Source organism: Azospirillum sp. TSO35-2 (assembly GCF_003116095.1).
Lineage (GTDB): Bacteria > Pseudomonadota > Alphaproteobacteria > Azospirillales > Azospirillaceae > Azospirillum.
The window spans coordinates 652,613-674,309 of sequence record NZ_LGRA01000008.1 but is presented as its reverse complement, the minus strand read 5'-3'; the positions used below and the strand labels follow the sequence as shown (position 1 = coordinate 674,309).

The following is a 21,697-nucleotide window of genomic DNA, read 5'->3' as shown; positions in this document are numbered from 1 at the left end:
CCTTTTGCTAATCGAAACCCGCCGGCGGCCCGGATCACACCAGCCCATCCAGCGGGCGGCGGCCGGCGACGACCGCCTGCAGCTCGGCGGACAGGGCGGCGACGACGCTGGTCCAGTCCCCCGGGGCCGGCTGGCGGAACAGCCTTGCCGTCGGGTACCAGGGGCTGTCCGTCCGTCCTTCCATCCAGCGCCAGTCGGCGGCGAACGGCAGCATGATCCAGACCGGCCGTCCCAGCGCGCCGGCTAGATGCGCCGGCGCCGTGCAGGAGGTGATGACCAGGTCGAGGCCGGCCATGATCGCCGCCGTGTCGGCGAAGTCGTGGATCTCGGCACCGAGGTCGGTGGCGTTCCCGGCCAACCCACGCCCCACGAGGTCCCGCCGCCCGTCCCCCACCTGCAGGCAGACCATGTGCACGCCCGGCAGGTCGAGCAGCGGCGCGACGGCGGCAAAGCGCGGCGACCGCCGATGATCGCCGTCGAAGGCGGGGTTGCCGGCCCACACCAGCCCGACCTTGAGGCCGGCGGCGCCGGACAGCCGCGCGCGCCACGCCGCCGCATCCTCCGGCGCGGGGTGCAGATAGGGGATGCCGCCGGGCACGCTGCCGCGGTCGGTGCCCAGCAGGTGCGGCAGGCTCAGCAGGGGGACCCAGGCGTCGACCCCCGCCACCCGTTCCCCCTCCAGCGCCACCCGGCGCACCCCCTCGGCGCGCGTCATCAGGCGCTTCAGCGCCGGCGAGCAGAGCAGGGTCAGCGCACCGCCGCCGCGTTCCACCAGCTTGGCGTAGCGGACGAACTGGATGGTGTCGCCTTCGCCCTGCTCGGCGACCGCCAGCAGGGAGAGGCCGTCCAGCGACCCGCCCTGCCAGCGGGGAACGGGGGTGTCGAGCGCGGGCGGCGGCAGCGGCGCGACCGCATGCCGCTGCTCGTACCAGCCGAACCCGGCGCGCAGCTCGCCCCGGCGCAGCAGCGCGAAGCCGAGATTCTTGGCCGCCTCCGCCAGATGGGGGGCCAGCGCCAGCGCCTGACGGAAACAGGCCTCCGCCCTGGCGCTGTGGCCGGCCTCGAACAGGATGGCGCCGAGGTTGCACAGGGCGTTGGCGTGGCGGGGCGCCAGACACAACGCGCGCTTGAGCGCCGCGACCGCCTCGACGTCGCGGTGGGTTCGGCGGAGTTGGCTGCCGAAATTGGACCAGAGTTCGGCATGGCCGGGGTCGACCGCCAGTCCGCGGCGGAAGCAGCGCGCGGCCAGGGCACCGTGCCCAAGCTGGCCCGCCAGGGTGCCCAGGTTGCCGTGGATCGGGCCATGCGCCGGGAAACGCGCGGCCGCCCGGGCGAACGCCGCGAAGGCCGCCGTCCGGTCGCCCTTTTGCGAGGCGAGCAGGCCGGCCAGGAACTCCGGGCTTTGCTGGGGGGCCGTCGCCGGGTCGTCGGGGAGGGCGGGCATGGGCTTTCCGTCGTCGGGGTGCCACCGGTTGGCGTCCCGCCATCCTAGCCGGGACGGGCGCGGCCGCAAGATGGTCCCATCGGTGGGCCTCCTGCTGTAGAGTGGCGCCGCGCGCCCCTTGCGCCGCTTTTCCGACCCGTCGAGTTCCCGCGTGATGCCAGACGCTCCAACCGGTGCCCAGGCCGGTGCCCAGGCCGCCCTTCGCCGGGCGATCGACGCCCATCGGCAGGGGCGCCTTGCCGAGGCGATGCGCGGCTATGCCGGACTGCTGTGCCTGACCCCGGACGACCCGGGGGTGGTGCTGCTGATCGCATTGGCCGAGGCGCAGGACGGTGGCTCCGTCCGCTGGCTGCCCAGGGTCGCCCGTCTGTCCACCGGCGATGCCGCCTTCGAACGGCTGCGCGAGGTCATGCTGTCGGTGACCGCGCAGCGGCTCTCGGTCCAACTGGAGAACGGGGCGGTCGATCAGGCCGGCGCGGCGCTCGCCCGGCTGGTGGCGGCTCTGCCGCCGCACCGTGCCCTGCTGCGCATCCTGGCGCTGGCCCGCTTCATCCAGGGCGCCGACGCCGAGGCCGGAGCGTTGCTCGCCCAGGCGTCCGGCTTGGCCGGTGCCGCCCCGGTGCCGGAGGCCGGGCTGGAGCGCGCCCTGCGCGCGCTGGAGCGGCGGCGCGAGGATCATGACGTCGTCGGCACCGTGGTGATCCCGGCCTATCGCGTGGAGGATTGCATCGGGCGTGCCCTCGACAGCGTGGACGCCGCGGTGCGCTGTTACCGGCAGGCCAGCGGCAACCGGCACGCCCGCGTCCATCTCTGCGTGGTCGACGACCACTCGCCGGACGGCACCGTCGAGGTGGTCCGGGAATGGTCGCGGGCCCATCCCGACCACAGCCTGTCGCTGATCGCCAACAGCCGCAACGGCGGGGCGGGGCGGTCGCGCAATCTCGGGGCGTCCTTGGCGATGGGGCCGTATCTGTGGTTCCTCGACGCCGACGACTGGTTCCTCGACCGCCATCTCTGGGTGACGGCGACGGCGCTCGACCGCCATCCGGACATCGGCTTCGTGCGCACCGGCATCCGCTTCGACCGCATCGACCGCGACATCACCCCGGTCTGGCGCGCGGCCTCCGAAGCGACCTACCCCTGCAATCTGGCGGTGCGCCGCGCCTGCCACGACCTGATCGGCGGCTTCCCCGACGAGGAGCCGTTCAATCCCGCCGGACCGGAGGACGTCGCCTACAGCCGAGCCCTGCAAAGCCTGTTCGCCGGGGCGAAGACCGCCGAACCGACGGTGTGCTACACGCTTCGCGACGGGAATGTCCTCGACCGGCTGAAGGCGGACATGCTGACCGGCCGCCCGCCCGGCCAGGGGGCGCCGCCGGAACCCGTCCACATGGCGGCGGAGCTTCTGATCCGCCGCCGGCTCTACGCCCTGGAGGCCAAGCGCGGGCTGCGCTGGGACGGCCCGCCGATTCTCCCCGACCGGGGCGGGCGGATGATCGAGCTGTGATGGCGGGGCAGGGGGTGGCCCCAAACCCGGTGAATGTCCTGGCCGACGCGCACCGGACGCTCGGAAGCGGCCGGATCGACGTCGCCGCGGCGCTGTTCCGCCGCTTCGCCGCGCTCTGCCCCGGGGAGCCGGCGGGTCCGCTCGGCCTCGGTCACGTCGCGCTGCGGCGTGGGGCGCTCGGTCCCGCCATCGCGCTGTTCGCCCGTGCCGCGGCGCTGGCGCCCGACCTCGGCCGGGTCGTTCTGGATCTCGGCCGGCTCTGCGCCCATGACGGCCAGCCCGACCGGGCCGCCACGGCGCTGCGCGCGGCGCTGGCGCTCGCCCCCGGCAGCGTCGAGGGGTGGAGCGCGCTCGCCATGGCGATCCACGCCGCGCAGGGACCGGCGGCGTCGGTCGCGGCGTTCCGGCGATTAGCGCGCCTGCTGCCGGACGTGGCATCCGCCCACGTCAACCTGGGCAACGTGCTGTTCGACGCCGGTCGCTGGCCGCCGGCCGAGGCGAGCTTGCGGCTCGCCCTGGCGCTGGAACCGGCGCGCGGCTATGCGCTGTTTCAACTCGGCCGGGTGGCGCGGCGGACCGGCCGGGCGGCGGCGGCCTGCCGGCTCCTCGACCGGGCGGCCCGGCTGGAGCCGGCGGACTCGCCCGCCATGGCCGAGATCGGGGCGGAATTGGCTCTGGCGCTGCGGGACTGCGGCCGGTGGGAGGGTGTCATCCGCCACGGCCGGCGGGCGGCGGCGCTGATCCCGGAGCGTTACGACGTTCACCTGGTGCTCGGCGCCGCGGCCGAGGCTGAAGGCCGGACCGCCGAGGCGCTCACCGCGTATGAGCGCGCGGTGCGCTGCCACCCCGGCTTCGGCGAGGCGTTCACCCGGCGCGCCACCCTGCACCTGCGGCAGAGCTGGCGCGCGCCGCCGCCGCGTCCCGCGGCCGGTCGTCCCGGCCGGCGCCTTGCCGCGACGGAGCTGGGGTGCAACGGCCGGTTCGGCAACCAGCTGCTGCAATACGGTGTCCTGCACCTCTACGCCGCCCGCCACGACCTGGATCTGGAGGTGCCGGACTGGGTGGGGCGGTATCTGTACGATTGCGACGACCCGCTGCCCGGCACGCCCCTTCCCCGTGTCTCGGAAGAGGACCATGACTTCTTCGCCGCGCTGTCGGACGCGGCGCCGGTCCGGGCGGAGTGCGACGTCACCGGCTATTTCTGCCGCCACACCGCCCCGCTGGCGCCCCACCGGGCGGAGTTCCGCGCGCTCTTCGTCCCTGGCCGGCATCTGTGGCCGCGGGCCGCCGCGATCGAGCACCGTTTGCGGGCGCGGGGACGGACGGTCGTCGCGCTGCATCTGCGGCGCGGTGACTATGGCTGGGGGCGGTTCTGGATCGCGCCGGAGGCGTGGTACCGGGAATGGCTGGAACGGCTGTGGCCCGAGCTGGACGCGCCCGTCCTCTATCTGGCGACCGACGCGCCGGAGCTGGCCGGCGCCTTCGCCCCGTTCGCCCCGATCCTCGCGCCCGATCTCGGCGAGCCGCTGGCCGGCGCCGAGTTCTTCACCGATTTCCACGCGCTGTGCGTCGCCGACGTGGTGGCGATCTCCAACAGCACCTTTTCCTTCGCGGCCAGCCTGCTGAACCGGACCGCCCGGCGGTTCGTGCGCCCGGACCGCGACCGCGGCGCGCTGGTGCCCTACGATCCCTGGGACGCCGAGATTCTGCTCTGAACCAGCGCCTCCAGCGCGCCCGGCAGGTCGGTGAAGCGGTCGATCACGCGGTCGGCGGGCAGGTCGGCCGGGTCGCCTTGCGGGTAGCCGTAGGACACGGCGATCGACAACAGCCCGGCGGCGCGGGCGGCGGCCACGTCGTTGGGACCGTCGCCCACCATCGCCGCTCCGGCGGGCGGTCGTCCAAGCGCCGCGAGAACCGCCAGCAGCGGCTCCGGCGCCGGCTTGCGCTGGGGCAGGCTGTCGCCGCCGACGATGGCGCCGAAGACCGGCAGCAGCCCGAGGTCGGCCAACAGGGTGCGGGTGATCGCCAGCGGTTTGTTGGTGCACAGGCCGATGGGGTGGCCGGCGCCGGCCAGCCGATCCAGCGTCTCCGGCACGCCCGGATAGACGCAGGCCGGATCGGCGGGCAGGGCGGCGTAGAGGTCGAGGAAGCGCGCCAGCGCCGCCCCGCTCTCCGCCGCCGGCAGGGCCCCCCCGGTGGCGGCGAAGCCGCGCGCCACCAGCCGGGGGGCGCCGTCGCCGATGAAGCTGCGGACCATGGCGTCCGTCACCGCCCGCCGCCCCCACTCGCCGAGCAGGCGGTTGAGGGCGAGGCCGAGGTCGGGCGCGCTGTCGATCAGCGTGCCGTCCAGGTCGAAGATCACCGGCGCCGGCATGGCATCCCCCACCATCAGGCCGGTGCCAGAACCACTGGCGGCACCGGGGACCGCCGTTCGATCGCGGCGAAGTCGATGGCGGCGGCGCGCGCCGCCATGCGCTCCAGCGGCAGCGGGGTGATGCGCTCCGCCTGGCCGGCCGATCCGAACGCCTCGAAGCGGTCGCGGCAGAGCTCGCGGGCGGCCTTGGTCGCTTCGGCCAGGAACTTGCGCGGGTCGAACTCCTCGGCCCGCGTCATCATCACGCGGCGCAGGCTGCCGCTCATGGCGAGGCGGATGTCGGTGTCGATGTTGACCTTGCGCACCCCGTTGCGGATGCCCTCCTGGATCTCGGCGACCGGCACGCCGTAGGTTTCCCGGATGCTGCCGCCGTGGGCGCGGATGATCTCCAGCCACTCCTGCGGCACGCAGGACGAGCCGTGCATCACCAGATGGGTGTCGGGGATGCGCTCGTGGATGGCGCGGATGCGGTCGATGGCGAGCACGTCGCCGGTCGGCCGCCGGGTGAACTTGTAGGCGCCATGGCTGGTGCCGATGGCGATGGCGAGCGCGTCCACCCCGGTCTGCCGCACGAAATCGGCCGCCTGTTCCGGATCGGTCAGCAGCTGGTCGCGCGACAGGGTGCCGGCGGCGCCGGAGCCGTCCTCCTCGCCCGCCCGGCCGGTTTCCAGCGAGCCGAGGCAGCCCAGCTCTCCCTCCACCGACACGCCGACGGCGTGGGCCTGCTCGACCACCCGCCGGGTGACCTGGACGTTGTAGTCGTAGGTGGCGGGCGTCTTCATGTCCTCCAGCAGCGAGCCGTCCATCATCACGCTGGTGAAGCCGGAGCGGATGGCCTGCTGGCAGACGGTCGGGCTGGCGCCGTGGTCCTGGTGCAGGCAGACCGGGATGTGCGGCCACATCTCTACCGCCGCCTGCACCAGATGGCGCAGGAACGGCTCGCCGGCGTATTTGCGCGCCCCGGCGGAGGCCTGGAGGATCACCGGGCTGGCGCAGTCGTCCGCCGCCTGCATGATCGCCTGGATCTGTTCCATGTTGTTGATGTTGAAGGCCGGCACGCCGTAGTCGTGCTCGGCGGCGTGGTCGAGGAGCTGGCGAAGGGAGATCAGGGCCATCGGAACGCCTCCGGATCAGGACAGGGAGGAACGGGGGATGCAAAGCGCCTGCGCGCGCTCCGCCACCGCCTCGGCGGTGATGCCGAAATGGCGGTAGAGGTCGCCGGCGGGCGCCGACTCGCCGTAACGGTCGAGGCCGACGACGGCGCCGGTCAGCCCGGTGTAGCGGTGCCACAGCCCGGTCGCTCCGGCCTCCACCGCCAGCCGGGGCACATCGTCGGGCAGCACCGCCCTGCGCCATGCCGGGTCCTGCCGGTCGAAGGCCTCGCAGCAGGGCATCGACACCACGCGGGCGCCGATCCCGCGTCCGGCGAGCAGCCGCCGGGCCTCCATCGCGATGGCGACCTCCGACCCGGTGGCGATCAGCACGACGTCGGGTCCATCCGCATCCGCCAGCGGATAGCCGCCGCGGGCGGCGGCGTGCGCCCGGTCGCTGTCCGCCAACGCCGGCAGGCTCTGGCGCGACAGCAGCAGGGCGGTCGGGCCGTCGGCCCGCTCGACCGCGGCGCGCCAGGCGACCGCGGTTTCCAGCGCGTCGCACGGGCGCCAGACGTCGAGGTTGGGCATCAGCCGCAGGCTGGCGGCGTGCTCGACCGGCTGGTGGGTGGGGCCGTCCTCGCCCAGGCCGATGCTGTCGTGGGTGAAGACGTAGACCACCCGCAGGCCCATCAGGGCGGACAGGCGCAAACCGTTGCGGGCGTAGTCGGAAAAGACCAGGAAGGTGCCGCCGAAGGGCAGGAAGCCGCCGTGCAGCGCCATCCCGTTCATCAGCGCGGTCATGCCGAACTCGCGCACGCCGTAATGGCGGTGGCGCTCGCCGCAGCCCGGCCAGTCGGTGAGGTTGGAGCCGGTGAGGTCCGCCGAGCCGCCGAGCATCTCCGGCAGCAGGGCCGCCAGCGCCTGGATCGACTGCTGCGACGCCTTGCGCGTGGCGATGGCGTCGGTCCGCTCCGCCACCCCGGCGATCCAGGCGTCGGCCGCCTGGGCGAAGCCGTCCGGCAGGTCGTCGCGCATCCGCCGGCGGAACTCGGCCGCGGCCTGCGGGTGGGCGTCGGCGTAGCGGTCGAAGCGGGCCTGCCAGTCGGCCTGGGCCGTGGCACCGCGGCCGCGGGCGTCCCAGGCGGCGCGCACGTCGTCCGGCACCTCGAACGGCGGCGCCGTCCAGCCGAGCGTGGCCTTGGCCGCCGCGGCCTCGGTGGCGCCGAGCGGCGCGCCGTGTACCTCGTGCGTCCCGGCCCGGCTGGGGGAGCCATAGCCGATCACCGTCTTGCAGCAGACCAGGGTCGGCTTGCCGCCGGGTTGCAACGCTTGCGCGATGGCGGCGTCCAGGGCTTGCGGGGCATGGCCGTCGACGTCGCGGATCACCCGCCAGCCATAGGCCTCGAACCGCTGCGGCGTGTCGTCGGTGAACCAGCCGGAGACCGGGCCGTCGATCGAGATGCCGTTGTCGTCGTAGAACACCACCAGCTTTTCCAGCCCGAGCGAGCCGGCCAGCGAGCAGGCCTCGTGGCTGATCCCCTCCATCAGGCAGCCGTCGCCGACGAAGCAGAAGGTGCGGTGGTCGACGATCCGGTGTCCCGGCCGGTTGAACTCGGTCGCCAGCAGCCGTTCCGCCAGCGCCATGCCGACGGCGTTGGCGATGCCCTGGCCCAGCGGCCCGGTGGTGGTTTCCACCCCCGGCGTGACGCCGTATTCGGGATGCCCCGGCGTGCGGGAGCCCAACTGCCGGAACCGCCGCAACTCATCCATGGGAAGGTCGTAGCCGGTCAGGTGGAGCAGGGCGTAGAGCAGCATGGAACCATGCCCGTTCGACAGCACGAAGCGGTCGCGGTCGGGCCACAGCGGGTCGGCCGGGTTGTGGCGCAGATGGTGCCGCCACAGCGCCTCCGCGATGTCGGCCATGCCCATCGGCATGCCGGGGTGTCCGGAGTTCGCGGCCTCCACCGCGTCGATGGCCAGCACGCGCAGCGCGTTCGCCAGCATGCGGCGTTCGGGGCCGTGCCTGGAGATCAGGTCGGCCGGCGGCACGGCAAGGGGGTCCTGTTCGCGGACCTCGACGGTCGCGATCATGCTCGCGGTCATGGTTGGTGTCCTCCCCGGTGTTGGTGTTCGGGCGTCCCTCAGAACGCCTTCTTCTTGCGGTCGGCGAGTTGCCAGATCATCGGCGTGAAGATCAGCTGCATGGCGAGCGCCATCTTGTCGCCCGGGCAGACGATGGTGTTGGGGCGCGTCATGAAGCTGTCCTTCAGCATCGACAGCAGATAGGGGAAGTCGATCCCCTTCGGCCGGGTGAAGCGGATGACCAGCATGCTCTCGTCCGAGGTCGGGATGTCGCGGGCGATGAAGGGATTGCTGGTGTCCACCGTCGGCACGCGCTGGAAATTGACGTCGGTGCTGCTGAACTGCGGGCAGATGTACTTCACGTAGTCCGGCATGCGGCGCAGGATGGTGTCGACGATCGCCTCCTCCGAATAGCCGCGCAGGTTGCGGTCGCGGTGGATCTTCTGGATCCACTCCAGGTTCACGATCGGCACGACGCCGATCTTCAGGTCGGCGTGGCGGGCGATGTCGACGGTGTCGGTGCGCACGCAGCCGTGCAGGCCCTCGTAGAACAGCAGGTCGGTGTCCGGCTCGATGGTTTCCCAGGGGGTGAAGGTGCCGGGCTCCTGGCCGTAGGGCTCGGCCTCCTTCTCGTCGTGCAGGTATTTGCGGCTGCGGCCGCTGCCGGTTTCGCCATAGCTGCGGAACAGGTCCTCCAGCTCCTCGAACAGGTTCGCGTCGGGGCCGAAATGGCTGAAGGTGGAGTGGCGGCTCTCCTGCGCCTCCTGGACCTTGGCGCGCATCTCCTTGCGGTCGTAGCGGTGGAAGCTGTCGCCTTCGACGATGGCGGCGCTGATGCCCTCGCGGCGGAAAATCTGCTGGAAGGTGCGGGTGACGGTGGTCGTTCCCGCTCCCGAGGAGCCGGTGACGACGATGATCGGATGCCGGGCTGACATGGGACGGCCCTCCTCAGGCCAGGGTGGCGGATTCGGGCGTCAGGAACAGCGAGCGGGTGCCGAACAGCGGGGCGTGGAATCTCAAATCCTCGCCGCGGTCGTAGGCCGCGTGGTAGGCGGCCAGCCGCTCCACCTCCGTCTTGGATCCCAGGATCACCGGCACCCGCTGGTGCAGGCTCTGCGGCTGGATGTCGAGGATGCGCTCGCGCCCGGTGCTGGCCGCGCCGCCCGCCTGCTCCACCAGCATGGCGACCGGGTTCGCCTCGTAGAGCAGGCGCAGCCGGCCCGGCTTGTGCGAGGGACGGGCGTCGCGCGGGTAGAGGAAGACGCCGCCGCGGATCAGGATGCGGTAGACCTCTGCCACCAGCGAGGCGATCCAGCGCATGTTGAAATCCGCCTCGCGCGGGCCGGAGCTGCCCTTGATGCACTCCTCGACGTAGAGGCGCACCGGCGGTTCCCAGAAGCGTTCGTTGGAGCTGTTGATGGCGAACTCGCAGACCCGGTCGGGAATGCGCATGTCGGGGTGGGTCAGGGTGTAGGCGCCGATCTCGCGGTCGAGCGTGAAGCCGTGCACGCCCTTGCCGAGGGTCGCGATGATCATGTCCGTCGGTCCGTAGAGGGCGAAGCCCGCCGCCACCTGCTGCGTGCCGGGCTGGAGGAAATGCTCCACCTCCGGCTCCTCGACGCCGTCGGGCGCCTTGAGGATGGAGAAGATGGTGCCCACCGTCAGGTTGACGTCGACGTTCGACGAGCCGTCCAGCGGGTCGAAGGTCAGCAGGTAACGGCCGCGCGGATACTCCTGGGGGATGCGATAGGGCTCCTCCATCTCCTCCGACGCCATGCCGCAGAGCTTGCCGCCGTATTCGCAGGTGCGCAGCATGATGTCGTTGGCGATCAGGTCCAGCGGCTTCTGAACCTCGCCGTGGACGTTGACGCCGGGGGTGGGGACCGGGGCGGCGGGCTGGCCGGCGGGCGGCTTCAGCGCGCCGCGGGCGACCGCGCTGGCGATGAACTTGCACGCGGTCTGGACGTCGTTGAGCAAGGCCGTCAGGTCGGTGTCGGGGCCGCCGTGGCGGCGCTGGTCCTCGATGATGAATTTGCTGAAGGTCGTGCGACGGTGTGGCATAGCGGTCCCCCTCTCTCGTTGTTGTGCGGCCGGCTTTTTGCCAGTCTGCCTTTTGTGGATCCGCGTCTCGCGGAACTACTGGGTGAAGACGCGGCTCTTGCGGATGTCCTCCTCGGTGATGGTCAGCAGCTCGCGGGTGCCGATGGCGGTCCCGCGCGCCTCGAACAGACGGTTGGCCTGGCGCAGGCGGGCGCGGTCGAGCGCGTTGCGGATGGAGCGGGCGTTGGCGAAGCGCGGCTGGGCCATGCGCTGGGTGATGTAGTCGCCCATCGCCCGCTCGGCCTCCGGGGCAAGGCGGTACTGCATCCCCGCCACCATCAGCCGGGCGATCTCCAGCAGCTCGTCCGACTGGTAATCCGGGAAGTCCACATGGTGGGCGATGCGCGACGCCATGCCGGGGTTGGACTTGAAGAACACGTCCATGCGGTCGCGGTAGCCGGCCAGGATCACGACGAGGTCGTCCCGGTTGTCCTCCATCACCTGCAACAGGATCTCGATCGCCTCCTGGCCGTAGTCGCGCTCGTTCTCCGGCCGGTAGAGGTAATAGGCCTCGTCGATGAACAGCACGCCGCCCATGGCGCGCTTCAGCACCTCCTTCGTCTTGGGCGCGGTGTGGCCGATGTACTGGCCGACCAGATCGTCGCGGGTGACGCTGACGACATGGTCGCGCCGGATGTAGCCCAGCCCGTGGAGGAGCGCCGCCATGCGCCGCGCCATGGTGGTCTTGCCGGTGCCGGGATTGCCGGTGAAGCACATGTGCAGCGACGGCGGCTCCGCCCGCAGGCCCAGGGTACGGCGTGCGCGTTCCACCAGCAGCAGGGCGGCGATCTCGCGGACGCGGGTCTTCACCGGCGTCAGCCCGACCAATTCGCGGTCCATGCCGGCCAGCATCTCGGCGATGCCGGAGTCGCGGTAGAGCGCGTCCAAATCCACCGAAGCGTCGTCGGCCGGCCGGTCGAGGGTGTCGGTGACGTCGCTCATGCCGCCCTCCATTCCGGCGTTGCCGTCGCCGTTTCCGCCGTCGCGGCCAGGGCCGCGCGCATCCGGCCGACGACATCGCGGTAGCCGCCGTCGGCATCGGGGGCGCCGAAGATGGCGGAGCCGGCGACGAAGACATCGGCGCCGGCATCGGCGACCGCGCGGATGTTGCCGGGCTTGATGCCGCCGTCCACCTCCAGCCGGATGGTGCGGCCGGTGCGCTCCCGATGACGGTCGATGCGGCGGCGGATCTCGGCGATCTTGTCGAGCGCCGAGGGGATGAAGGACTGGCCGCCGAAGCCGGGGTTGACCGACATCACGACGATCAGGTCCAGCCGGTCCATCACGTGGTCGAGGTGATCCAGCGGCGTCGCCGGGTTCAGCGCCAGCCCGGCGCGGCATCCCTGCTCGCGGATCAGGGCGAGGCTGCGGTCGACATGGTCCGACGCCTCGGGGTGGAAGCTGATGATGTCGGCGCCGGCCTTGGCGAACAGGGGGATCAGCGCGTCGACCGGCCGCACCATCAGATGGACGTCGAGCGTGGCGCGCGTCCGCGGCCGGATCGCCGCGCAGACCAGCGGGCCGATGGTCAGGTTGGGAACGTAATGGTTGTCCATCACGTCGATGTGGATGACCTCGCAGCCGGCCTCCACCACCCGCTCCACCTCCTCGCCCAGGCGGGCGAAGTCGGCGGAGAGGATGGACGGGGCAAGCAGACAGCCGCCCTCATCCCCGGCCTCGCGCTGCTCACGCTCCATGGCCCGCCTCCCCGCCATAGCGCCGGCCGGGCGGCAGGGCGGTGGCGTAGCTGCGCACGGTGTAGTCGATGCGCCGCCCCGGCCCCTCCGACCGCACCAGTTCGAAGCCGGGCTCCACCGCCGGGCGGTTGATCAGGAACGACATCCGCACCGTCTCGAACCCCTGCGAACTGTCGAAGGCGAGGACCTTCACATAGAGGTCTGGGTTGGCCTTGCGGCAGGCGTCGATCTCCATCATCACGCCCTTGGCGTCGCGCAGGTCGAACATGGGGTTGCCCCACATCGTCCAATAGCTGTTGCGCGGGTGCGGGTCGTCAGTGAACTCCACCGCCACGGCCCAGCCCTGGTCGAGGGCGTATTGCACCTGCTTGGTGATCTCCTCGTCGGTCAGGTCGGGCAGGAAGGAGAACTGGCCCTGTGTCAGCTTCATCGGGGTCGCATGCATCGGGTGCTCTCCTTCTCACATCGCCGCAGTGGGGGTGGGGACGTAGTCGACGCTGTCGGTCGAGGCGTAGTCGAAGGTGACGTCCTTCCAGGTGTCGAGCGCCGCCCGCAGCGGCGCGCACCAGCGCGCGGCGTCGCGCAGGATCTCCGGCCCCTCGTTCCAGATGTCGCGGCCCTCGTTGCGCGCCTTGACCATCACTTCCAGCGCCACGCGGTTGGCGGTCGCCCCGGCCTGGATGCCGTCGGGATGGCCGATGGTGCCGCCGCCGAACTGGAGGACGACGTCCTCGCCCAGATAGGTCAGGAGCTGGTGCATCTGGCCGGCGTGGATGCCGCCCGACGCCACCGGCATCAGCCGCTTCAGCCCCGCCCAGGGCTGGTCGAAGAAGATGCCGTGCTGCAGGTTCTGCGGGACATGCGTCTCGCGGCAGGTGTCGTAGATGCCGCGGATGACGTTGGGGTCGCCTTCCAGCTTGCCGACCACGGTGCCGGCGTGGATGTGGTCGACGCCGGCCATGCGCATCCACTTGGCGATCACCCGGAACGACACGCCGTGGCTCTTCTGCCGGGTGTAGGTGGAATGGCCGGCCCGGTGCAGGTGCAGGATCATGTCGTTGCGGCGTGCCCATTTCGCCATCGACTGGATGGCGGTGTAGCCGATGACCAGATCGATCATGATGACGACGCTGCCGAGTTCCTTGGCGAACTCCGCCCGCTCGTACATGTCCTCCATGGTGGCGGCGGTGACGTTCAGGTAGGTGCCCTTGATCTCGCCGGTCTCGGCGATGGCGCGGTTCACCCCCTCCATGCAGTAGAGGTAGCGGTCGCGCCAATGCATGAAGGGCTGGGAGTTGATGTTCTCGTCGTCCTTGGTGAAGTCCAGCCCGCCCTTCAGCGCCTCGTAGACCACGCGGCCGTAGTTGCGGCCGGACAGGCCCAGCTTGGGCTTCATGGTGGCGCCCAGCAGCGGCCGCCCGAAGCTGTTCAGCCGTTCGCGCTCCACCACGATGCCGGTGGCCGGCCCCTGGAAGGTCTTCAGGTAGGCGACGGGGATCCGCATGTCCTCCAGCCGCAGCCCCTTCAGCGGCTTGAAACCGAAGACGTTGCCGATGATCGACGCGGTGAGGTTGGCGATGGAGCCTTCCTCGAACAGGTCCAGTTCGTAGGCGATGTAGGCGAAATACTGGCCGGGGGTGCCGGGCACCGGGTCGACGCGGTAGGCCTTCGCCCGGTAGCGTTCGAAGTCGGTCAGCCGGTCGGTCCACACCACGGTCCAGGTGGCGGTGGAGCTTTCGCCGGCGACCGCCGCGGCGGCCTCCTCCGGATCGACGCCGTCTTGCGGCGTGATGCGGAACAGGGCGAGCACGTCGGTGTCCTTCGGCTCGTAGTCGGGCTCCCAATAGCCCATCTGCCGGTACTTCAGGACGCCGGGCTTGTAGCGGGCCTTCAGGTCGCCCGGCTTGAGATCGGCCGTTTGAAGCTCAGTGGAGGGGGGTGCGGATACGTAATTCATCGTCTTCACCTCGCCGGTGCCGGTTGGTTCGTTTCCGGTGAAAACGCTAGCCGCATAAACTGTTGAGGAAAATTCAAATATACAGCAGGTTATGGATAGGGATTCCTCGTGACAGGTGCGGCCGATGACCATCCAGCACGCCACGCTGCGGCAGCTTCAGATCTTTGCCGCCGCCGCCCGGACGCTCTCCTTCGCCCGGGTGGCCGAGCAGTTCGGCCTGACGCCGGGCGCGGTGTCCTTCCAGATCCGGCAGGTGGAGGGCCATTGCGGCTTTCCGCTGTTCGAGCGGGTGGGGCGGGGCGTCGTCCTGACGCAGGCCGGGCACGACCTGCAGGAGCACGCGGCGGTCATCCTCAAGGCGCTCGACGACGCGGACCGGCGGATGCAGGCGCTGAAGGATGTCACCGGCGGCAACGTCACCATCGGTCTGGTCAGCACGGCCAAATTCATCGCGCCGCACATGGTGTCCCGCTTCCAGGCGGAACGGCCGGGCGTGTCCATCCACCTGCGGGACGGCAACCGGCGCGAGGTCAACGCGATGGTGGCGAAGGGCGAGGTCGACCTCGCCATCATGGGCCGCCCGCTGGACGACGCGGAGGTGCTGGCCGAGCCCTTCGCCCGCCATCCCAGCGTCATCATCTGCGCCCCCACCCACCCGCTGGCCGGCGCGACCGGGCTGCGCCTGCCGGATCTCGCCGGCAGCGACTTCATCACCCGCGAGGAAGGCGCCGGCACGCGGGCGCTGATGGACGGGTTCTTCCAGGCCGGGGGCTTGACGCCGCGCGTCGTCATGACGTCCAGCAGCAACGAGACGATCAAGCAGGCGGTGATGGCCGGCATCGGCGTGGCGCTGCTGTCCCGCCACACCATCGGTCTGGAACTGGCGCTGGGGCTGCTGCGGGAGTTGAACGTGGAGGGGCTGCCGCTGATGCGCTCCTGGTACATCGCCCACCGGCGCAGCCTGCCGCTGCTGCCGGTGCACGCGCAGTTGCGACGCTACCTGCTGGAGCGCGGGCAGGGCATCATCGACAGCATCCACGCCCACCACAGGGCCCTCGTCGCCATCCCGGTGGACGGGGACGTCGCCGTCCGCTGACCGCGGGGGAGGCGGCGGCTCAGGCGATCCAGCCCATGGCGCGCAGGCGGTCGGCCTCGGCGCGGACCAGGGCGGGGAAGCGGTCGTCGACCGGGACGATGTCGCACGGCTCGCCCACCCCCGGAGCGCCATGCGGCAAGGTGCCGTCCCGGGTGAGCGCAAGGACCATGCCGGTGCGGTTTTCCTCGTGGGCGTAGGCCTCGGCCTTGGCGAGGACACGGGTGGCCCCGCCCATCCAGGTGAAATGCCAGCCGGCGTCCGGGATCACATGGCCGACCTGCTGTTTGGCCAGGTAGCGCATCAGGTTGGTGCCGAGGCGGCGGACGATGCGGTAGGGCGCGACGGCGGCCCCGAGCCAGGTCCGCCGGGCGCGGCGGTTGAGGCGGTGGAAGAACAGCTCCAGTTCCGGCCGCAGCACGCCATCCACCGCCGCCTCGCCCTCGCGCAGCCGTTCGACGACGCTGCGGCGCAGGATTTCGTCCAGATCGGACACGATGATCAGGTCGTCGTCGCGGCACCCGGTCAGGCCGCCCAGGATGGCCTCGCGCTGGCGTGCTTCGCGCTGCCACGCAAACGCCGGCTCCCCCGAACCGGCGCCCAGGTCGGTGACGACATGGACGATCCGGTCGGCGTAGGCGGCGAACCGCTCCCGGCACTGCTGGAACACCAGCGGCTTGGGGGCGCCGGTGTGGGTGTGGGTGGCCTCGACCACGATGAACGCCTCCACCACCGGGTGCAGTTCGTGCAACCGGATCTCCAGCAACTCGACCTCGTCGAAGAAGGTGAAGCCGTCGAAGACCCGACGCCGGCCCTGGGTCTGGCGCGGCGCGGCGGGGACCAGGAAGGGATTGGGCGCCGCCGGCGGGTTCAGCGGGTTCTGCCCGAACGCTTCGGTGTAGCCCACCAGGGCGCGGGCGCCGAGCAGGGTCGCCCAGCAGCGGGTGCGGGCCGCGTGGTCGATGTTCTCGCTGGCGATCAGCGCTTCGGCGCAGCGTGACAGCGTGTGGAACGGCTCCGCCGGGCCGGCCGGCGCCGGTCGCCCCTGGATGACGAGCTGGGCGTAGGTCCAGGCGGCGGCCGTCGCGTCCTGCACGGTGCGGTGTCTCAGCGCGTCGGCCAGCTCCGCCAGGATGGCCACGTCCGGCGACAGCTGGCGGGCGCGCTCCAGGCAGTCGGTGGCGTCCCGGTAGCGTTCCCCCTCGCGGTGGCGGGCGGCGAGCCAGCGCAGCACCTCCACCGCGGTGTTCGCCGATCCGGCGCCGGTCCGGGCATCGGCGCGCAGGGCCTGGAGGTGCGCGGCGGCATGCCGGTCGGGCGTGGCGACGATGATGGCGTCGAGAATGGCGGCGGCGGCGCCGTGGTCGCCCTCGCCGATGCGGGCGAGCGCGCATTCGGCCGCCTCCAGGCACCAGTGCCGCAGTTGTTGGATCAGGGCGTTGTTCTGCGGGTCGAGCACCGCGACCCGGCGGGCCAGCCGCAGGGCCCGCGTCCAGCCGCCGACCCGGTCGGCCTGGAGAACCAGCGCGGCCTCCGACATAAGGGCGCGGCCGTGCGCCGGCTCGATCTCCAGCACGGCTTCGACGAGCCGCCGCGCCTCGGCCATGCCGCGCTTTTGGACGAACTGCGGGATGTCGGCCAGAATGCGCGCCGTGAGGCCGGCGAACCCCTGGCGGATGGAGGGCGCCGCCGGTGCTATCGCCAGAAGCGCGGCGTAGCGGCGCAAGGCGTCGCGCGGCTGGCCGCTGGCGACGCACCCGAAGGCCTGGGCATGAATCCGGGTCAGCGCGGCCTGATAGGCTTGGCGCGACGGTTCCTGATCGGGCACCAGCGCGACCAGCGCCTTGAAGATCCCCGCGGCGCGCATGGGCTCGTCATGGCGCAACAGCGCCACGCCGGCGTTGTGGAGGCGCGCGGTCGCGTCACGGTGGTGAGCATCGTCGCTTGCCGGACCGACCGCCATAGCGCGTCGCAGGAAAACCAGGGCGTCCTCCAGCGCACCGGCATCGCAACGCAGCGCGCACAACAGGCGCAACGCCTCTGCGTTTGCAGGCGCGTCGGCGAGCGAGCGCCGCACGGAGGATGTCGCCGGGTGGGCGGGCGGTCGGATCCGCGTGTCGCGCATAGGATCTCCGGAAGCTGGCCATCGCAGACAAAGTTGGAGCAGCCCAACCCACTCTACACCGCGTGCGCCGATGCGTCAGGGCCGGTGGAGTGACCGGCCGCCAAAAGTGACCAAAAGCCACATTGGGTAGGGGATTCCCGAGGGAATTCGTTGATTGTTTCCACGCTAATATGCCCGTATCATTTGGAGTACTACTTTCGTAATGTGACGCAACCTATGCGGAAATCGGCCGCGTTGATTTAATCCGAATAAGAAAAGAGAATCGATCCGAGGATTGGCATGGCGAGACAACAGTATAATTTCCTGCCAGTAAGCAGAGCCATACGATCAGGCGCCGCTGTGGATGTGCGCGGCTTCTCGATATTTCTTTTCATAAGACGCTCTGCATTCTTCTTCTCAAGCAATGATTTCCCATCCGTGCCCAGTCACTATCGAAGCCGGCATTGGCTTAGCCAAACCTGCTGCGGCGTCCTATCCATGCTTCTGTATGTCAGAGAACCTGCCATGTCGCTCGTCCGATAGCCTCGTCCCCGGTTAGGCCCCGCTTGCCCAGGCCTGCCGTCGTCGTCTTCACCGAACCTCTCGATCTGCCGCGTGCGAGGATATTATGGCTGGAACCGTTACCGCTTCAGGAACGCTCACCACGACGACGTCGCCGAGCACCATCATCGGCAGCACGACGGTGGACGTCGTCACCCTCGGCAACAGCGGCAACACCACCACCGTGCGGGCGCTCGAGACGCTCCTCGGCAGCACCGGCAGCGACGTCATCACCTTCAGCAGCGGCGGCAACACCACCCTGGTGCAGTCGCTGGAGACGCTCGTCGGCGGTTCCGGCCTGGACCTGATCCGCAACGGCACCGTCGGGACGACGATGGCGGTGTCGCTGATCGAGACGCTGACCGGCACCACGAAGGCTATCGTCGAAGACATCATTCTGGTGGGGACCGGCGGCAACACGATCCTGGTGGACTGGATCGACACCATTATCGGCAGCACGGCGAAGGACGTCGTCTACATCGGCAACGGCATTGTTGCCGGCACTCTCAGCAGCAACACCCTCTACACGGGCGCCGTCCCTTCCGGCACCCTCTACACCACCGGCAGCAGCTTGCGGGTGTCGCTCGTCGAAACGATCATCGGCGGCGCCGGAACGGAGGTGATCTCCCTGGCCGATGCCAGCAGCACGATCTCGGTTCAGGACATCTCCACGCTGCTCGGCGGTTCAGGCGTCGATGTCGCGCAGATCGGTTCGACCAAGGGCACGACGATGGTCGTGTCGCTCATCGATACGGTGATCGGCAACAGCGGCCTGGACATCATCAATTCCTATGGCGGCCCCAGCCCGCTCAACACCGGCGTGACCGGCGTCGAGGCGGTTCTTGGTCTGCTGTTTGATAACCGGGACGTCCTCTATATGCTGGGCAGTTCCGGGAACACCATGGCCATCGGTGCCGTCGACACGATCTTCGGATCGAGCGGCAACGACGTCATTGATGTGACCAAGGATGTCGGCAGCATCAAATTCAGCTCGGGTGTCGCAACCACAGCGCACATCACCAGCATCGAGACAATCCTTGGCTCTAATGCACAAGATGTCTACTTCATCGATTACACGGTTGGACAGACTGGCAGCACAACCGCGCTGATCGGGGTCAATACGATCTACGGCAGCACCGGCGTTGATGTCCTCCAGGCTCTGGACCCCTCTTTTTCACCACTGTTCACGAATGGAGCCACGGCGGGGGGCGGGTTCGCCAACATCGAGACGATCCTCGGAAGCAGCGGGCAGGACACCTTCCGGCTCATGTCCCTCTTCCTGCCGTCGGGGACGGTCCAGGTCGGAGCCACGGTGCGGGTTTCCAATGTGGAAACCATCATCGGCGCCTACCAGACCGACATCCTCTATTTGGACGGCCCCGGCTATACGATCGCCACGTCCTTCTTCGACACCGTGGTGGGGACCGACGGGCATGATTTCGTCATCAAGTCGAATCGGGCGCAGTACCCCGGTGGTGTCGGTTCCAACAGCAACGGCTCATCCGATCTCCAGGGCGTCCTGGGGGTCGAGGAGATCATGGGCGACCATTATTGGTTGACGACTACGGGATTTTACGGGTCTTCCGATTACTGGAAAATCCTGGATCCCAACGGGTCCACGATCACTGCTCATGTGGTTGAACATCTGTGGGGCAGCACCGGAAACGACGTCATCACTCTCGGCGATGCCCCGTACATCAATCTCGCCAGCGGCACCTACACCACGACGCTCCGCCGGCAATCGACCTACATCAGCGGGGTCGAGACGCTGATCGGCAGTTCGGCCTCCGATGACCTGATCTTCCTGATGGGCGACGGTTCGAACAAGGCGATGGCGGTCTTGGGGGGGGCGCTGACCCTCGGCGCCGGTGAGACCATGACGGTGACGGGGATCGAAACCCTCGTCGGCGATGTGGGGAACGACCTGATCATGTTGGGCAGCATCGGCACGACGATGCTGGTGAGCGGCCTGGAGACGATCGTCGGCGGCATCGGCACCGACGTGCTGACGTCCATCAGCGGAGTTACCGTCGCCGTCGGCGGGATCGAGACGCTGACGGGCGGCGCGGGCGTCGATCAGATCGGCCTGATGACGGGTGGGAACACCTCGCTGTCGCTGATCGAGACGATCCAGGGGCTTGGCGTCGGCACGGACGTCGTCATCCTGACCGAATCCTCCAACAGCGTGTTCGCGTCGTGGCTCGAGACGCTGTTCGGCGGCACCGGCACGGACGTCGTCATGCTGGGCAGCGCCGGCAACACCATGCTGGCGGTCGGCTTCGAAACGCTGATTGGCGCCGCCGGCAGCGACGTGATCGCTCTCCAGGGGGCGGCGGGCAACACCGTGTCGGTGTCCAGTCTGGAGGCGGTGAGCGGCGACAGCGGCACCGACGTGCTGCTGATCGGCGCTGCGGGCGGAACGCTGCGGATCAGCGCCATCGAGACGGTGTTCGGCAGTTCCGCCGCCGATGCGCTCACGCTCGCCGGAACGGCGGGCAACAGCCTCGTGGTCAGCGGGATCGAAACCCTGATCGGCAGCGCCGGCATCGACGTGGTGGCGCTGTCGTCGGGCGGGAACACGGTCCTGGCATCGGCGCTGGAAACGCTGACCGGCAGCGCCGGCCTCGATGTCGTCACGCTGGGCAGCGCCGGCAACACGATGCTGGCCATCGGCTTTGAAACGGTGATCGGCGCTGTCGGCACGGATGCCGTGACGCTGGGCGGCGGCGGCAACACGATTGCCGCGTCGGGACTCGAAACGCTGGTCGGAGGGGCCGGCGTGGACGTCGTCACGCTGAGCACCACCGGCAACACGATCCTCGCATCCGGCATCGAAACGCTGATCGGCGGTGCCGGGAGCGACGTGTTCGCCTTCGATTCCAGTGTCCAAGGGACCACCGCGCTCGTCGGATTCGCCAAGGAAGACGTGATCCGCGTCAAGGGCACGACCTTGACCGGGCCGGTCACCAACGGTGCCGGAAGCGCCGTTGCCGCGGGTTCCATTCAGCTCTCCTCCTCCGGAGGCACCACCACCCTCTACATCAACACGGGCACCGGCACCGGTGCCGCCACCCGCATCATCACGCTGGACGGCCTCTACACTCCCGGCAATTTCTCTGTGTCCGGCGACAGCATCACGCTGACCCAGAGCTCCCTGACCGGTCCCTTCCTCGACGCCGCTTCCGACGGGGGGACCGTCGGCGACGGCATCACCAACGTCACGGCCCCGACCCTGACTGGCGTGGCCGAGGCCGACAGCACCGTCACCCTGTATGAAGGGGGAACGGTCCTGGCGTCGGGCACGGCCGCGTCGAACGGTTCCTGGTCGATTGTCGGCACGCTGAGCGAGGGCGCACACACGCTGACCGCAACCGCCGTGAGCACGGCGGGCAACACGGCCACCTCGTCGACGGCGTTGACCGTCACCATCGACAGCACGATCGTGGCGCCGACCGGCTTGGCGTTGGCCTCGGGCTCCGACAGCGGGGCGAGCGGCAGCGACGGCATCACCAACGTCGTTGCGCCCACGGTCACCGGCACGGCGGAAGCCAGCAGCGTCGTCACCCTGTATGACGGCACCATCGCCGTCGGCAGCGGCACGGCGAACGGCAGCGGAAGCTGGAGCATCATCAGCACCACCCTGGGCAGCGGCGGGCACACGCTGACCGCCACGGCGGTGGATGT

Annotated in this window: 15 protein-coding genes; 4 read left to right on the top strand and 11 right to left on the bottom strand. The window is 70.0% G+C overall.

Features of this window, described 5'->3' with window-relative positions:
• Positions 1-34: 34 nt before the first annotated feature.
• Entirely contained in the window at positions 35-1,444 is a 1,410-nt protein-coding gene (locus TSO352_RS04505) for a tetratricopeptide repeat protein (RefSeq protein ID WP_109106136.1), read from the bottom strand.
• 154 nt (positions 1,445-1,598) lie between these two features.
• Between TSO352_RS04505 and TSO352_RS04500 the strand changes: the two genes are divergently transcribed.
• The gene (locus TSO352_RS04500; protein ID WP_109106135.1) at positions 1,599-2,951 is read left to right on the top strand and encodes a glycosyltransferase family 2 protein; all 1,353 of its coding nucleotides are present in this window, start codon (positions 1,599-1,601) and stop codon (positions 2,949-2,951) included.
• Positions 2,951-4,666, top strand: coding sequence for a tetratricopeptide repeat protein (locus TSO352_RS04495; RefSeq protein WP_109106134.1), 1,716 nt, complete (start codon positions 2,951-2,953; stop codon positions 4,664-4,666). Before TSO352_RS04500 ends, TSO352_RS04495 begins: the two co-directional genes overlap by 1 nt.
• Here the strand turns inward: TSO352_RS04495 and gph are convergent.
• The 9 genes from gph to TSO352_RS04450 all read right to left on the bottom strand — a co-directional run bounded on the left by gph (position 4,633) and on the right by TSO352_RS04450 (position 14,255).
• A complete protein-coding gene (gph, locus tag TSO352_RS04490) occupies positions 4,633-5,340 on the bottom strand; it encodes a phosphoglycolate phosphatase (RefSeq protein WP_247871899.1) in 708 nt (235 codons plus the stop codon). The two genes, TSO352_RS04495 and gph, sit on opposite strands and share 34 nt — an antisense overlap.
• On the bottom strand, positions 5,340-6,440 hold the full coding sequence (gene fba, locus TSO352_RS04485) for a class II fructose-bisphosphate aldolase (protein WP_109106132.1): 1,101 nt from the start codon (positions 6,438-6,440) through the stop codon (positions 5,340-5,342). The genes gph and fba overlap by 1 nt, the downstream gene beginning before the upstream one ends.
• A 15-nt stretch (positions 6,441-6,455) precedes the next feature.
• Positions 6,456-8,522, bottom strand: coding sequence for a transketolase (tkt, locus tag TSO352_RS04480; RefSeq protein ID WP_109106131.1), 2,067 nt, complete (start codon positions 8,520-8,522; stop codon positions 6,456-6,458).
• A 38-nt stretch (positions 8,523-8,560) separates the two neighbouring features.
• Positions 8,561-9,436: a phosphoribulokinase gene (locus TSO352_RS04475; RefSeq protein WP_109106130.1), complete on the bottom strand. Its 876-nt coding sequence runs from the start codon at positions 9,434-9,436 to the stop codon at positions 8,561-8,563.
• Between the two features lie 13 nt (positions 9,437-9,449).
• Positions 9,450-10,562: a class 1 fructose-bisphosphatase gene (locus TSO352_RS04470; RefSeq protein WP_109106129.1), complete on the bottom strand. Its 1,113-nt coding sequence runs from the start codon at positions 10,560-10,562 to the stop codon at positions 9,450-9,452.
• Between the two features lie 75 nt (positions 10,563-10,637).
• The gene (gene cbbX, locus TSO352_RS04465; RefSeq protein ID WP_109106677.1) at positions 10,638-11,543 is read right to left on the bottom strand and encodes a CbbX protein; all 906 of its coding nucleotides are present in this window, start codon (positions 11,541-11,543) and stop codon (positions 10,638-10,640) included.
• Positions 11,540-12,298: a ribulose-phosphate 3-epimerase gene (gene rpe / locus TSO352_RS04460; RefSeq protein WP_109106128.1), complete on the bottom strand. Its 759-nt coding sequence runs from the start codon at positions 12,296-12,298 to the stop codon at positions 11,540-11,542. Before rpe ends, cbbX begins: the two co-directional genes overlap by 4 nt.
• On the bottom strand, positions 12,288-12,743 hold the full coding sequence (locus TSO352_RS04455) for a ribulose bisphosphate carboxylase small subunit (RefSeq protein ID WP_247871898.1): 456 nt from the start codon (positions 12,741-12,743) through the stop codon (positions 12,288-12,290). Before TSO352_RS04455 ends, rpe begins: the two co-directional genes overlap by 11 nt.
• Positions 12,744-12,758: 15 nt before the next feature.
• Positions 12,759-14,255, bottom strand: coding sequence for a form I ribulose bisphosphate carboxylase large subunit (locus TSO352_RS04450; RefSeq protein ID WP_282183825.1), 1,497 nt, complete (start codon positions 14,253-14,255; stop codon positions 12,759-12,761).
• A gap of 124 nt (positions 14,256-14,379) precedes the next feature.
• Between TSO352_RS04450 and TSO352_RS04445 the strand changes: the two genes are divergently transcribed.
• Positions 14,380-15,351 carry a LysR family transcriptional regulator gene (locus tag TSO352_RS04445; RefSeq protein ID WP_109106127.1) on the top strand — a complete coding sequence of 324 codons (972 nt, stop codon included), beginning with the start codon at positions 14,380-14,382 and terminating at the stop codon, positions 15,349-15,351.
• Between the two features lie 19 nt (positions 15,352-15,370).
• On the opposite strand, the gene TSO352_RS04440 is transcribed toward TSO352_RS04445, so the two are convergent.
• The gene (locus TSO352_RS04440; protein WP_109106126.1) at positions 15,371-17,473 is read right to left on the bottom strand and encodes a hypothetical protein; all 2,103 of its coding nucleotides are present in this window, start codon (positions 17,471-17,473) and stop codon (positions 15,371-15,373) included.
• 607 nt (positions 17,474-18,080) lie between these two features.
• On the opposite strand from TSO352_RS04440, the gene TSO352_RS04435 reads away from it, so the two are divergent.
• The coding region (locus tag TSO352_RS04435; RefSeq protein ID WP_247871897.1) for an Ig-like domain-containing protein at positions 18,081-21,697 on the top strand (3,617 nt) is incomplete at its 3' end.